The following is a 12,916-nucleotide window of genomic DNA, read 5'->3' on the forward strand; positions in this document are numbered from 1 at the left end:
CACACGCCTTCCCTGGCGGTGACGGTGGATTGAACGCCTCTGGATCAGGATTCCGGGAAGTCGGTCCAGCCATCCAGCCAACTGCTGCCGGAAACCGGGCTGACAGCGCCAACAAAGTTCGCGGATTCATCAAAGAATTCGCTCTGTGGCGGACGGGTAGCATTCATCTGTCGAAGCTGGATGCGAGGCATGAAGTTGGGGTTGACCAGATCCTTGGCGTTCGGGAACAAGGCGGTATCGACCCGGAACACGTTGTTGTTTCCGGGGGCGGCCATCCAGGCCTGTTCATCAAATCCGAAATCGTCATCATTTTCGCTGGTTTCAGATGCAACCTGACCCAGGTGGCCAAGGTTGGCCATGAGGTTGTTGCTGAAGGTCAGCAGGTTCCGGTTGACTAGTGACAACGCATCGTCCCGGGTATCCAATGCCTCGATACCATAACTGTCGATCAGCATGTTGTGGAAATGGCCACCGGAGCCTTCGCGAACGATCATACCTCGATGTTTCTTCTGGGAGTTGCCGGCGCCTACCAGTGTAATGTTATAGAACGTAGGCTCTGAGCGAGGTGTCGCTTCGTGATTGCCGCCGTTGTTGTCGCCCTCAAAAGCGTTGTCGCCGGCATCCGGGTGTTGCTGGATAACTGCAAACTGAACCCGCCCGGTCCAGCCCCAGTCCCAGTCGATGCTGTCATCGCCTGCGCCGGAGATAACGATGTTCTGGAGGTCCACATTGCCGCCGAACATTTCGATACCATCATCCAGTGAACGGTGTACCTGCACATTCCGTACAATGGTGTTTTTGCCGCACCCACCGAGGGTCAGTCCATTCAGTTCGTTGTCTTTGTAGACTTCGAAACCAGCGAACTCGATACGTGTGTATTCGATCACGCCGCAGGAATAGTCAGTGTCGCTTCCGCCAAATACTCCTCGGGTTTCCCCGGGAGGCAGGCCTTCGATAGCGGCTTCCGCTTCGTTGACCGGGGCCCGGCCCAGCAACACAACACCTCCCCAGTCACCGCGGGCGCGTTTGCCTTCGCTGAGTGCGCTGGTAAATACAATGGGGCTGTCCGCTTTGCCGCGGGCGAAGAGTTTCGCGGTAGAGGTTACGACCAGCGCTGAACCATTTTTTCCCTCAATCGTGACGCCGGGCTCGATGGTCAGGTTGGCATTCTCCACGTAGACGGTTTTTTCCAGGATATAGCGCCTGCCGGTTTCCCAAATGGTATCGTGACTGATATCCGTATCGATCCGGACGGCCCGGTTTTCGAATGCCGTAAAGCCTGCCGCGACCGCGCCGATGGCGAGTGCTGGCACAAGTATGAGGCCGCGTCTGCGCAGCCAGCCTGACTTTTTGCGGGTATCTTCGGCGGGTGTGGTTATCCGGGTGGTTGAACTGTCAGCCATCAGAGGTTGGCCGGTGTCGTTTGCCTGAATCTCCCTGGCCAGGGCTTTAAGTTCTTCCGTGCCACTTTGCTCTACGCGTCGCAAAACATCCGCCCGATATCCCGGTTCGCGCAACAGTGTATTAAGGTGAACAAATTCGACGCCAGGGCATGCGCCTTTGTCGATGCGGCGTTTGAGTCGCCACAGTTTCTCAACGAGTAGGGAGGAATCTCCAGACATGGGGTACAGCTCTCCTGGTGAATGGAAAGCAGAGCCTACAGACCGACTGTGACGAATATGTGAAAGCTGTTGATTTTCAAGGCAGTTCATCAAGCTGTAACATTGGTCTGGTAGGATTGCCGGCAATGTTGTGTGCGTGTCCTCTTGTTGCTCCGGAGTCCTATATCGTATGAGAACCATCGCGTTTTACAGTCCCAAAGGTGGCGTGGGAAAAACCGCCGCTTCTGTAAACACGGCGTATCTGGCGAGTCAGAGCCGGTGTAAAACCCTGTTGTGGGATCTGGACCCACAAGGGGCGGCCAGCTTCTATCTGTCCGGGGCCGAAGTGGTCAAGGGCAAAAAACTGTCGAAACTGATGGAAGGCAAGGCACCGATTGCGAAGTTCATCCATGAGGAGGTTTATCCCGGACTGGACTTTATCCCCGCCCATTCGAGCTTCCGGAACTTTGATATCAAACTGGAGCAGGAAGAAGGTTCCAATACTCTGCGGCAGATGCTGGCGCCCCTGTCTGAGGATACCGGGCTTGTGGTTCTTGATTGTCCGCCGACGTTGTCCCGTTTGACGGAACAGGTGTTGGAGGTTGCAGACCGGGTTTACGTTCCTGTTGTACCTACCTGGCTTTCACTGAACAGCTGGAACCAACTCTGGGATTTCATGAAGGATAAAAAGCTGGGCACGAAAAAGCTGAGACCTTTCTTTTCCATGGTCGATCGCCGGAAGAATCTGCACAAGGAAATTATGGATCGCCGTGATGAGCTGCTGAAAAACGCCATCGAGGCAGCGATACCCTATGCCAGTGTTGTTGAACGGATGGGGGAAGAAGGGATGCCGCTGGAAGTCCTGGCTCCGCGGAGCCCGGCAGCGGCAATGTACCGTCAGATGTGGAAAGAAGTCGGTCAGGATCTGGGGATCGCCCGTTCCTGACCTCGGGTCACTGGCTGGCTTTGCTAACCGCGGCGGAAGCTGTGCGGCCGGCGATGGCTCCCATTACAACCGCACTGAGCAGCCCGTTTCCTGACATGTAACCACTGTCTCCTGCGCCAGAAACGCCTCGGGCGGCGCCTCCCGCGGCGTAGAGATTCGGGAGTGGTTTACCTTCCAGGTTCAGTACCTGTCCCTCGGGAGAAATCTCCAGGCCTCCCTGAGTATGAAACAGTGCACCGGTTACTCGGATAACGTGGTACGGCGGCGCCTGCAGTTGAAGTTCCGGCGCAAAGCTGCGGCCAAAGCGGTCGCTGTCTCCACTTTCCTGAAGGGTGTTGATTTCCCTGAAGGTGTCCTGAAGGTTCTGCAGTGGCATACCCAGACCCTCTGCAAGTTCTTCCAGCGAGTCGAACGTTTTCACCGCGCCCGCGTTGAACGCATTCCGGTAATCCTCAAACTTCAGCGCGTCGTCATGGATGCGCTTGTCGAAGATGTTGAATGCGATACCTTCGGGCTGTTCCAGAACCTTGGCCGCCTGCTCTGAGTAGCCGCCATGCTCATTGGAAAAGCGCTGGCCGTCGCGGTTCAGCTGGACTCCGCCCTGCATCATCACCGCCCAGGAGATGAGGGTCTGGTGTGGCCAGGCCAGAGAACCGTGTCCCTGATAGGAACCCATGTCTCTGAGGTTGGCGCCCAGAGCTTCACCCCAGAGTACAGCCTCTCCCAGATTGCCTTCGTGGCCGAAGTAGAGCGCATCCTTCATGTGGGGAATGAAGCGCTCAAGCAGCTCAGGGTTGCCACCGAAGCCGTTGCAGGCAAGGATCAGTGCCTCGCAGCCGAGCTGTTCTTCGGCACCATCCGGACGTTTATAGGACAGCCCGCAAATGCGGTCGTCATCGTCCACATGGAGAGTGGTGACCGCGGCCTCCGTCAGCACCGGCAGTTCAGCCTGCTCGGCGGCATTGAGTAAACAGGACATCAGCTCCTCGCCGGTACGCCGGGGAGTGCAGTGCATACGCATCCGGCTGTGTCCGGGGTAAAGGAAGCCCTCGACCAGTTCGAACGGGATGGCGTGTTCATCGGCCAGCCATTCAATGACCTCACCGGAGGCCTCGGCCAGACGTTTAACAATGGCGGGGTCAGCCTCCTGATGGTTCTTGCCCTGAATGTCGTGGGCCATGATGGCCGGAGAGTCCTCGACTCCGGCCGCCCTCTGAAAACGGGTGCCAGAGGCCGGGACAAATCCGGACGACATGAAGGTGCTGCCGCGAGGCGTCGCATCCCGTTCCAGTACCGCAGCATCAATGCCTAGTGATCGGGCAGCAAGACCCGCCACCAGGCCGCAGGCACCACCACCGATGATGACCAGAGGAATGGTGTAGTCAAAGGTGATCGCGCTGCCGTCTTTCCTGACCGTTGCCATGTCTCAGACCTCTTTCCCGGCCTGCTTGGCGAATACGTCGAGGATCTCGGAGGCTGTGGCCTGCCAGACATCGTCGTGGCCTGTCACGTAATCCAGTACCGCTTCGAGGCTGCTGATACGATGTGGCTGTCCAATCAGCCAGGGGTGGATATTCAGAGCCAGCATGCGGCCGCCCTGAGCCCGGGCTTCTTCCAGCAGGTAATCGAAGGCATCCTTCACCTGCTCAACCCAGGAGTCTTCCGAATGCAGGTTCTGGCCAATAATGAACTGATCTTCCAGTTCGGTAGACAGCGGCATGATGGTCAACGGGCCATTGCTGGTTTTGAACTCATAGGGCATATCGTCGTTGACCCAGTCACAGCAGTATTCGATGCCGTTGGCTGCCAGCAGGTCAGGCGTATTCCAGCTCTGATTCTTGGCAGGGCTGAGCCAGCCGCGCACCGGCTGTCCGCTCAGTTCACGCAGGGTATCCACAGAGCGTTTGACCAACTCGGCTTCTTCCTGCTCATCCTGACCACCGTAGTGGAGGTGATCCATGTTCCAGCCGTGGCAAAGGATTTCGCCATCAAAGGCCTTCAGCTGTTCAAGAAGGTAAGGTGTTTCCTGTGCCAACTGCGTGTTGATGGCGAACGTGGGACGAACGCCGAAACGCTCAAACGCCTTGAGGCAGCGATAGATGCCGACACGGTTTCCGTAGTCCCGCAGCGTAAAGTGACGCAGGTCTGGGTAGGGCATCTTCATGCCGTTGGGTACCTTGAACGGAACGCCCCTCTGGTTCAGTGGGTAGAACTCAAGTGAGGTGTTGATCCATACCGCAAGCTTCTTGCCGTCAGGCCAGGTTACCGGCGCGCGGTCTTCCAGCATCGACCAGTCGTAGCGTTCGTGGTCATAACCGTAGGAGCGCCAGGGGTATTCCAGAAATTCTTTGTCGAGGCTCATTTCGCGCTCCTCTTCTTGCTCTCGATGTCAGCCAGGGCCGCGTCGTAGTAGTTCTCAAGGTAGTAGTCGGCAATTTCCCGGCCGGTTGTCACCCAGACATCGCTGTGTCCGGTGATATATTCCAGAACTTCCTCATAGGCCTTGATACGGTGAGGGCAACTGACCTGGTAGTTGTGGGTCGGGATGCACATCACGGTTCCGGATTCTGAACCCTCTTCGTAGAGGCGGTCGAAGTGGCGCTTGAGAATCTCGCCGTAATGGCGGGGCTCTACCTTGTTCACCGCGTAGACAATGGTGTCGTTCATTTCCAGTGAGTAAGGAATAGAAATAAACCGCTTGCCGCTACGAACGGAAACCGGGGTGGGCTGGTCGTCATGGAACAGGTCGCACGTATAGATGCCTGCTTCGTCGCCAAACAGCTCGGTTCCGACTTCTGCAAACAGATCCAGAGTGCGCTCAGAGTGGGAAAGAGCCGGAGCCAGGTAGCCGGCACACTTTTGTCCGGTATGGCGATAGATGGTTTCGATGGAATCCCGGATCATCGCCCGTTCCTGCTCTTCACTCAGACCATAGGTGTAACGGGTGTTATAGATGCCGTGGCTGAACAGTTCCCAGTTCCGCTCCTGGCACATCTCGATGATCTCGGGATGGTGTTCGCACATGGCAACAGACAGCGAAACAGAGCCGCGAATGCCATATTTGTCGAGCAGAGCCATCTGACGGCGATGACCGACCCGGTTGCCATAGTCGCGAATGCCATATCCGGGCAGAGCCGGGCTTGGTTGCGGCCAGGCGGCGCGATGGGGGTTCGCTGGTGGATCCAGCTCGTAGTACTCAATATTCGGGGCGACCCAGAAGGCGACTTTGGCGCCGTTAGGCCATTCGATTTTGGGGCGGTCCTTATAGGGCCAGTAGTCGTAAACGCCGAGACTTTCTTTCATAACCTTCCGCCTTTCGGTGAGTCCGGGGAGTGTTGGCGAGGGGCCGGGCCCCTCACCTCCCATTGGGCTGATCTGGCCTTCAGGCCTGTTCTTTGGCCTGCTCGTCGAGCCAGTCCAGAACGTTCTGGACCTTTAGTACGTCGGCGTATTTCAGATGCAGGTCGGTCAGGTTGGCGTAGTGGTAGCTTTCGTGTTTGTCGGAAACACATTCTTCCGGAACAATGGTCCGGTAGCCGCGTGACAGGCTTTCTACCGCTGTTGCACGGATGCAGCCGGAGGTGGAACCGCCGGTAATGATGACGGTGTCGACCTGGTGCCATACCAGCAGGGACTGCAGCGGGGTTTCGAAGAATGCTGAAGGCATACGCTTGGTGTAGATCACGTCGCGGCTTTCGTCGATTTCCACTCGCTCATCGAAAGCAGCCCGATCCGAGCCGTATTTGATGTTCTGCAGGGAGTCCGGAGTATCGGTGCGGGTGCCCCAGACGCCGGCGTCTTCTGCGGAGTCCAGAAACGCTACGTGGGTCCAAACAACCGGCCAGCCCAGCTTGCGGAAACGCTTGGCCAGCTCATTGGTGTATTCGAGCTGACGCGGGTCGGTTTCGTAGGCGGTTTTGTACAGATCCGTTCGGGTATAGGCTTTCTGCGGATCAACGTTTACCAATACGGCCTTTTTACCGAAGCCGAAAGGGACGCGTTGCGGGTTGGCCATTACGTCCTGGAAGATTTCTCGTGCAGTTTTGTCGCTGGTAATCATCGTGTGCCTCTCAAAGTCGGTGTCGGTTGTTTTAGCGGGTGCTGTCTTCGTACTGTAGACCCTGTTCCAGCATTGTCTGGGTGCCCAGGTAGTCATTCAGCTGCTTGAAGTCGAGCATCCGGTCCCGGAAGTTGTCAGTGGTGCCGTCTGCCTTCAGTGTCTCGAAGAACTGGGAAGCCATGAAGGTAAATGCCCGCACCAGTGCGCCGGGGAAAATGACCAGGGAGAAACCCAGTGACTTGAGGGTTTCCGCGTCCTGAAGTGGGGTATCGCCGCCTTCTACCATGTTGGCCATGACAGGGATACGGCCCTTGAACTGGCTCATTACCCGCTCTACCTGATCAGCGGAGCGAATGCCCTCAACAAATAGCATGTCGGCGCCGGCCTCGTAATACGCGTTTGCCCGTTCCATGGCGCCGTCGATACCCTCGCTGGCGATGGCGTCAGTGCGTCCGATTATCAGTGTTTCGTCACTGTCCCGGGCATCCAGGGCTGCTTTCAGTTTACCGACCATTTCACCCTGGCTGACCAGTGTTTTGCCGCGCAAGTGGCCGCAACGCTTCGGGTAGGTCTGGTCTTCCAGTTGAATCGCGTTGGCGCCGGAACGCTCCATCAGTCGAACACTGCGCATCACATTGATGGCATTACCAAAACCGGTATCGCAATCCACCACGATCGAAATATCACTGCGCTCACGAATATGGGCCAATGAATCGGTTACTTCAGTCAGACTCATCAACCCGATGTCCGGACGACCGAGCTTGGTGTAGGCGAGACTGGCTCCTGACAGGTACACGGTATCGAAGCCGGCCTGTTCGGCCAGGGAGGCGCTGAGCGCATCGTAAACTCCGGGGGCAACCACAATGTTGGAACTGTGGAGTCTGTCTTTCAGGCTGGCTTTTGGTGCTGCGGTCATAGCGATATCCATTACGATTTTCGGAAATTGGCAGGGCGGGGTCGCACTGCTTTTATTTGGGTTTAGTGTCTGTATGTGAGTACTGTCAGGCTGACTATTCCAATCCGGCGTTTGCCAGGTCATTCCAGACGTCCTGTCTGATGAGCCGGTCATTCTCCACCTCGAACCGATCAATAAACCGGACACCTTCAAAGGGACGACCATCCGGCCACTCGCCGGACAGGGTGCCGTTGACAACAACAACGATGCGGTCCATTCCGTACGCGACGTCAGTCGAAGAGATGGTTTTGTTTACAAATCGGTAGCGGCCACTGGCCCACGCTACAAGTTGTTCAAGTGATGTCAGCTCGCCACTACCGGGAAAGGTCATCACAAAGCCATCGGCCAGATGGCTTTTGGCACTTGCCAGATCCCGTTGCTCCATGGCATCGAGATAGGTTTTGACCAGAATTTCGGGGTCCTGGGCCGCGATACCGGGTTGGCGGGAAACTCCGCCCCGGCTGTACTCGTCATTTCCGGCTTCCCGGATCCAAACGGAGATGGCGTCGGGTTTGGCCCGGGTAATGCCACGAATGACAGCGGTCAGCGAACTCATCAGCCGCTTTTTGGTCTCTGGGGTATAACCTTTCAACAGATTGACCTGTAACATCGGCATGACGGATCCTTCTCCTTGTGGGCGCGATTGTTGGCTGCCGCTTGATTATTGATCTGTACTATTCATAATACATTTATATGTTCTATATCCGTGGGCTGTCAAGTAGTGGTGGCTCCGTTAACTGAGAGGCAACCTAATGGCTACATCTGTTTCCGCCAATGGACCTGGTGGTACCAAGTCGCAACAACTCTTCCTTTTGTTGAAAGATGCGATTGTCAGCGGCCGGATGGCTCCGGGAACCAAAATTCCGGGCGAGCTCAAGCTGGCGGAGGAGCACCGGGTGTCCCGGGTGACGGTACGGCGAGCGCTTGAAGCACTTACCGAGGAAGGTCTTATTTCCCGGCAGCCGGGGGTGGGAACTCTGGTCTGCGAGAGGCCAGTGGGTGCCACTGTCATGACAGCAAGTGTCTCCAGTCTTTTGCCGAACATGCTCAAGATGAGTGAGCGTTCCCGGGTGCGGCTGATGGAGTTCGGTTATAGCTACCCGTCCGACACCATTCGTGAACGACTCAAGATGGCGGAAGATGAGCGGACTCAGCGCTCTGTCCGGGTACGTCTTGCAGAAGACAAGCCATTTTCCTATCTCACAACCCACGTTCCCGAGCGTATCGCGTCGAATTATGGCGAAGCGGATCTGGCGACTACGCCCTTGTTTGAGCTCCTGGAGCGCAGTGGTGTGCACGTGGATCATGCAACCCAGAGTATTTCGGCCATTCTGGCAACCAAGGAGGTTGCTGACGCTCTGGACGTGGCGGTGGGGTCGCCGCTCATCTCGCTGACCCGTGTGGTTTTCGATCAGGACGGGCAAGGCGTGGAATATTTGCATGCGCTTTATCGGCCGGATCGTTACCGCATAGAAATCGATCTCAACCGCGCTGGTACTGAGAAGGAGCGCTACTGGCAGCCGGTGACTCAGCCTCCTCAGCGAGGGTGATGTCAGCATTACAAGTGTTGACATCGCTAAAACGGGTGGTATACCTTCATATGTATCGTAAATAATACATTTAAGAAATAAAGAAAAATACATATGATGGTGCCCTGCTGGCGCCTCATATTGAGCCACATACCACCGTTGAGAGCAGGGGAACATGGCGGGGAAAACACTGTTTGACAAAATCTGGCAGGCTCATGAAATCTGCCAAAACGAGGAAGGTCAGAGCCTTCTGTGGGTTGACCGTCATCTGGCGCACGAGGGCTCTTTTCATGCCTTCAACAAGTTGCGCGAACGAAATCTCCCCGTACGCCATCCCGAGCAGACCATCGGTATAGCGGACCATTACGTGCCGACAGTGAGCCGCAATCTGATCGCGGTTCAGCCCAAGGTCCGTAATGTTATCGAGCAGCTTGTGGACAACTGCAGCCGCAACGGCATTACGCTGATCGGTCTGGATGATCCGCGCCAGGGTATTGTGCATGTGGTCGGACCGGAGCAGGGCGTAACCCAGCCGGGCCTGCTGATGGTGTGTGGTGATAGCCATACCTCAACCCACGGCGCACTGGGCGCACTGGCGTTCGGCATCGGCGCGTCTGAAGTGGCGCATGTACTGGCGACCCAGACGCTCTGGCAAACCAAGCCGAAGACAATGCGCATCACCATTAATGGTGAGCTCGCGCCTGGCGTGACGGCCAAAGACATCGCCCTTGCCTGGATTTCCCGTCTGGGTGCTGATGGTGCTCGAGGTTACGCCATTGAATATTCCGGTGATGTCATCCAGAAGCTGAGTGTTGAAGCCCGCCTTACACTCTGCAACCTGTCCATCGAAGGTGGTGGGCGTTGTGGAATGATCGCCCCTGACGCCAAAACGATTGACTACATCAAGGGCCGCCCCTACGCGCCACAGGGAGAGGACTTCGATAAGGCAGCGGAATACTGGCAAACGCTATACAGCGATGCTGATGCCACCTTTGACCAGGAGATTGTCTTCGATGGCGGCGATATCGCTCCGACGGTGACCTGGGGCGTTTCGCCGGAAGAAGCCTTGCCGATCGATGCGTCGGTACCCGATCCGGCAGAAGCGGAAACCACCTCCAAAGCACGCCAGATTGCCGACAGCCTTGAATACATGGGGCTGAAGCCGGGGCAGAAGCTGACCGATGTGGAAGTGGATCGCGTGTTTATCGGTTCCTGCACCAACTCACGAATCGAGGATTTGCGGGCAGCAGCCGCTGTACTTGACGGCAAGAAATGCAAGGTGCCCGGAATTGTGTCGCCAGGTTCTACGATCGTGAAGCACCAGGCGGAAGAAGAAGGCCTCGACAGGATTTTCCTGGACGCGGGTCTCGAGTGGCGGGAATCCGGCTGCTCCATGTGCGTGGGCATGAATGGCGATCTTGTTGCCAGCGGCGAACGCTGTGCATCCACCACGAACCGGAACTTCAAGGGGCGTCAGGGACCGGGGGCGAGGACTCACCTGATGTCGCCCGCCATGGTCGCTGCTGCCGCCCTGAACGGGCGTCTCACCGATATTCGCGAACTGCAGGAGTAAGGCTTTATGAAACCGCTGAACAAACTTACATCCATCGCCTGTTCGCTTCCGCTGGAAAACATTGATACCGACCAGCTCATTCCTGCGCGCTTTATGAAAGAGTCCCGGGATCTCGGGTATGGCGGATTCCTGTTGCATGACATGCGCTTTACCGAAGAAGGTGCGCCGACAGATGTCATCCTGAATCATCCGGAAGCGGAGGGCACCCAAATCATGGTGGCCAACCGTAACTTCGGTGCCGGCTCCTCCCGTGAGGCTGCGGTATACGCCATGGTTGACTACGGCTTTCGCTGCGTGGTCGCGCCAAGTTTTGGCGACATCTTTTCGTCTAACGCTGTGAACAACGGGCTCCTGCCGGCTGTTGTTTCGGTGGAAGACTACGAACGCCTCTCGGCGTATCTCGCCGAGAAACCTGAACAGATACACCTGAATCTGGAAGAGCAGGTGATCGGTTTTGGCGACAGTCAGATCCGGTTCGATATCAACCCGACCTGGAAGCGCAAGCTTCTGAATGGCTGGGACGACATCGACCTGACCCTGGCAGAATCCGAAAAAATAGAACAATTCAGAAATCGTTACATCAGCCAGTTCTCGTGGCTGGCATAACAAAGCCAACACCAACAACCAAGACTGATTGGATTGCAATCCAACACATAGCTAGGAACCTGAGAGGTCACCATGAACAAGCGTAATTCTATTGTTGCTGCCTGCGCGTCGTTGCTGTTTACGATGGGCGCGTCTGCTGAAGAGCAGGAAATCAAGGCAGTTCACGCATTCCCGCAGTCCCTGATTTACACCCAGAGCTTCCTCGAGTTTGTCGATGAAGTGAACAAACAGGGTGAGGGAGTGGTCCACATCCGCGTTCTTGGTGGCCCTGAAGTCATCGGTCTGCCCCAGCAGCCGGACGCAGTTCGCAACGGCGTGGCGGACATGGCCTATACTGCTGCCAGTTTCTATTCGGGTACGGTTCCGGAGCGGGATGTGCTGATCTCCTCCAACACCAATGCCATCTATGCCCGTGAATCTGGTGGTCTGGACCTGCTGAACAAGGTTCACCAGGAGAAAATGGGGGTTTATTACCTGGGCTGGTTCGACAGCGGTGTAAACTACAACCTATACACCATCAATGAGCCCAAGCTGGATGCCGAAGGTAACCTGGATATGTCCGGAATCCGTCTGCGCAGCAACCCGGTTTATGATGCGTTCTTCACCGATTATCTGAAAGCGCAGCCGATCAGCCTGCCGACCACCGATGTTTATTCCGCGCTGGAGCGTGGCATCGTAGACGCAACCGGCTGGACTCAGATCGGTATGAAAGACCTCAACTGGGACAAGTTCCTGAACTACCGCATTGAGCCGTCCTTCTACTCCACAGATATGGGTGTCATTGTGAACCTGAAGAAGTGGAACAGCCTGAGTGATGAGGCCAAGGACATTCTGCAGCGTGTTGCGATCGAGCATGAGCGCAAGAGTGCCGAAGCATTTGCAGAGTTGTCAGAAACCCAGCAAGCCGAGCTTGTTGATGGTGGTATGACTCCGGTTGTACTTGAGGACGAGGCGGCAGCCCGTTACCTGAAGGCGGCCAAAGACGCCTCTCTCAAGCGTATGCGTGATCGTATGGAAGCTTCACCCCACGGACTGGAGAACTACGACGAGCTGGTTGAGAAATTCAACAAGCCCAGCGCTGAATAGTTCTTTGTCGGCCCGGCCTGAGCCGGGCCTTCTCTCAACTTTTAATGAGTAGTCCTATGTCTTGGTTATTTCGCGCCTACAACCGACTGGTGGATGCGCTGGCTGCCCTATCCGGGGTCATGTTGCTTTGGCTTATGGTAGCGGTTGTCTCGTCCGTTGTGATCCGGAACCTGGGCCTGCAGCCTCCTGCATGGCTATTTTCCTCGACTGAGTATTCCATGTTCTACCTGACCCTGCTGGGTGCCCCCTGGCTGGTCCGGGAAAAGGGGCATGTGTATATCGAAGTAGCTATCACCCACCTGCCTCCGAAAGTTCTGAATGTAGTAACGCGACTGGTCATGTTCCTGTGCGCTGGTATCAGCTTCGTGCTTGCCTGGAAAGGTCTGGAACTGGTTATGTCCAATATCCAGAACAATGACTACGACGTCAGGACCTACTTTATTCCGATGTGGATCTTTACGGTTGCCTACCCGGTCAGCTTTTTGCTCATGGGGCTAGAGTTCACCCGTTTCATGTTCTCCAAGGACTCCTTCCACAACAGCGAAACCGGACAACTGTAA

The 12,916-nt window shown here is 56.2% G+C and carries 13 protein-coding genes; 6 read left to right on the top strand and 7 right to left on the bottom strand.

Going from position 1 to position 12,916, the window contains the following annotated elements; genetic code table 11:
* Nucleotides 1-44: 44 nt before the first annotated feature.
* Nucleotides 45-1,622, bottom strand: a complete 1,578-nt coding sequence (locus FWJ25_RS01540) for a beta-helix domain-containing protein (RefSeq protein WP_149598483.1) — start codon at nt 1,620-1,622, stop codon at nt 45-47.
* Between the two features lie 169 nt (nt 1,623-1,791).
* On the opposite strand from FWJ25_RS01540, the gene FWJ25_RS01545 reads away from it, so the two are divergent.
* A complete protein-coding gene (locus FWJ25_RS01545; RefSeq protein ID WP_149598484.1) occupies nt 1,792-2,547 on the top strand; it encodes a ParA family protein in 756 nt (251 codons plus the stop codon).
* A gap of 7 nt (nt 2,548-2,554) precedes the next feature.
* Here FWJ25_RS01545 and FWJ25_RS01550 read toward each other — a convergent pair whose 3' ends face one another.
* The 6 genes from FWJ25_RS01550 to FWJ25_RS01575 form a co-directional block, all read right to left on the bottom strand.
* Entirely contained in the window at nt 2,555-3,970 is a 1,416-nt protein-coding gene (locus tag FWJ25_RS01550) for an FAD-dependent oxidoreductase (RefSeq protein WP_149598485.1), read from the bottom strand.
* Between the two features lie 3 nt (nt 3,971-3,973).
* Nucleotides 3,974-4,909, bottom strand: coding sequence for a polysaccharide deacetylase family protein (locus tag FWJ25_RS01555; RefSeq protein WP_149598486.1), 936 nt, complete (start codon nt 4,907-4,909; stop codon nt 3,974-3,976).
* A complete protein-coding gene (locus tag FWJ25_RS01560) occupies nt 4,906-5,850 on the bottom strand; it encodes a polysaccharide deacetylase family protein (protein ID WP_149598487.1) in 945 nt (314 codons plus the stop codon). The genes FWJ25_RS01555 and FWJ25_RS01560 overlap by 4 nt, the downstream gene beginning before the upstream one ends.
* A gap of 79 nt (nt 5,851-5,929) precedes the next feature.
* Complete coding sequence (locus FWJ25_RS01565; RefSeq protein WP_149598488.1) at nt 5,930-6,607, bottom strand: isochorismatase family protein; 678 nt, start codon at nt 6,605-6,607, stop codon at nt 5,930-5,932.
* A gap of 31 nt (nt 6,608-6,638) precedes the next feature.
* Nucleotides 6,639-7,523: an isocitrate lyase/PEP mutase family protein gene (locus tag FWJ25_RS01570; RefSeq protein ID WP_246166627.1), complete on the bottom strand. Its 885-nt coding sequence runs from the start codon at nt 7,521-7,523 to the stop codon at nt 6,639-6,641.
* Between the two features lie 94 nt (nt 7,524-7,617).
* Nucleotides 7,618-8,178 carry a nuclear transport factor 2 family protein gene (locus FWJ25_RS01575; RefSeq protein ID WP_149598490.1) on the bottom strand — a complete coding sequence of 187 codons (561 nt, stop codon included), beginning with the start codon at nt 8,176-8,178 and terminating at the stop codon, nt 7,618-7,620.
* A gap of 136 nt (nt 8,179-8,314) precedes the next feature.
* On the opposite strand from FWJ25_RS01575, the gene FWJ25_RS01580 reads away from it, so the two are divergent.
* The 5 genes from FWJ25_RS01580 (at nt 8,315) to FWJ25_RS01600 (ending at nt 12,916) form a co-directional block, all read left to right on the top strand.
* Complete coding sequence (locus FWJ25_RS01580; protein ID WP_149598491.1) at nt 8,315-9,112, top strand: GntR family transcriptional regulator; 798 nt, start codon at nt 8,315-8,317, stop codon at nt 9,110-9,112.
* A gap of 154 nt (nt 9,113-9,266) precedes the next feature.
* A complete protein-coding gene (gene leuC, locus FWJ25_RS01585) occupies nt 9,267-10,664 on the top strand; it encodes a 3-isopropylmalate dehydratase large subunit (protein WP_149598492.1) in 1,398 nt (465 codons plus the stop codon).
* Nucleotides 10,665-10,670: 6 nt separating this feature from the next.
* Entirely contained in the window at nt 10,671-11,270 is a 600-nt protein-coding gene (gene leuD / locus FWJ25_RS01590; protein ID WP_149598493.1) for a 3-isopropylmalate dehydratase small subunit, read from the top strand.
* Nucleotides 11,271-11,342: 72 nt separating this feature from the next.
* Nucleotides 11,343-12,356 (top strand): TRAP transporter substrate-binding protein DctP, encoded by a 1,014-nt coding sequence (gene dctP, locus FWJ25_RS01595; protein ID WP_188093542.1) that lies wholly within the window; start codon nt 11,343-11,345, stop codon nt 12,354-12,356.
* A gap of 56 nt (nt 12,357-12,412) precedes the next feature.
* Nucleotides 12,413-12,916 carry a TRAP transporter small permease gene (locus FWJ25_RS01600; protein ID WP_149598494.1) on the top strand — a complete coding sequence of 168 codons (504 nt, stop codon included), beginning with the start codon at nt 12,413-12,415 and terminating at the stop codon, nt 12,914-12,916.

This window comes from Marinobacter salinexigens, from assembly GCF_008370345.1.
In the GTDB taxonomy this organism is placed as follows: Bacteria; Pseudomonadota; Gammaproteobacteria; order Pseudomonadales; family Oleiphilaceae; genus Marinobacter; species Marinobacter salinexigens.

What these genes read in the sequence shown, in the direction of transcription:
- FWJ25_RS01580 (WP_149598491.1), top strand. Translation starts at nt 8,315, where the DNA reads ATGGCTACATCTGTTTCCGCCAATGGACCTGGTGGTACCAAGTCGCAA.
- leuD (WP_149598493.1), top strand. Translation starts at nt 10,671, where the DNA reads ATGAAACCGCTGAACAAACTTACATCCATCGCCTGTTCGCTTCCGCTG.
- FWJ25_RS01560 (WP_149598487.1), bottom strand. Translation starts at nt 5,850, where the DNA reads ATGAAAGAAAGTCTCGGCGTTTACGACTACTGGCCCTATAAGGACCGC.
- FWJ25_RS01555 (WP_149598486.1), bottom strand. Translation starts at nt 4,909, where the DNA reads ATGAGCCTCGACAAAGAATTTCTGGAATACCCCTGGCGCTCCTACGGT.
- FWJ25_RS01550 (WP_149598485.1), bottom strand. Translation starts at nt 3,970, where the DNA reads ATGGCAACGGTCAGGAAAGACGGCAGCGCGATCACCTTTGACTACACC.
- FWJ25_RS01600 (WP_149598494.1), top strand. Translation starts at nt 12,413, where the DNA reads ATGTCTTGGTTATTTCGCGCCTACAACCGACTGGTGGATGCGCTGGCT.
- FWJ25_RS01575 (WP_149598490.1), bottom strand. Translation starts at nt 8,178, where the DNA reads ATGCCGATGTTACAGGTCAATCTGTTGAAAGGTTATACCCCAGAGACC.
- dctP (WP_188093542.1), top strand. Translation starts at nt 11,343, where the DNA reads ATGAACAAGCGTAATTCTATTGTTGCTGCCTGCGCGTCGTTGCTGTTT.
- FWJ25_RS01540 (WP_149598483.1), bottom strand. Translation starts at nt 1,622, where the DNA reads ATGTCTGGAGATTCCTCCCTACTCGTTGAGAAACTGTGGCGACTCAAA.
- leuC (WP_149598492.1), top strand. Translation starts at nt 9,267, where the DNA reads ATGGCGGGGAAAACACTGTTTGACAAAATCTGGCAGGCTCATGAAATC.
- FWJ25_RS01545 (WP_149598484.1), top strand. Translation starts at nt 1,792, where the DNA reads ATGAGAACCATCGCGTTTTACAGTCCCAAAGGTGGCGTGGGAAAAACC.
- FWJ25_RS01570 (WP_246166627.1), bottom strand. Translation starts at nt 7,523, where the DNA reads ATGACCGCAGCACCAAAAGCCAGCCTGAAAGACAGACTCCACAGTTCC.
- FWJ25_RS01565 (WP_149598488.1), bottom strand. Translation starts at nt 6,607, where the DNA reads ATGATTACCAGCGACAAAACTGCACGAGAAATCTTCCAGGACGTAATG.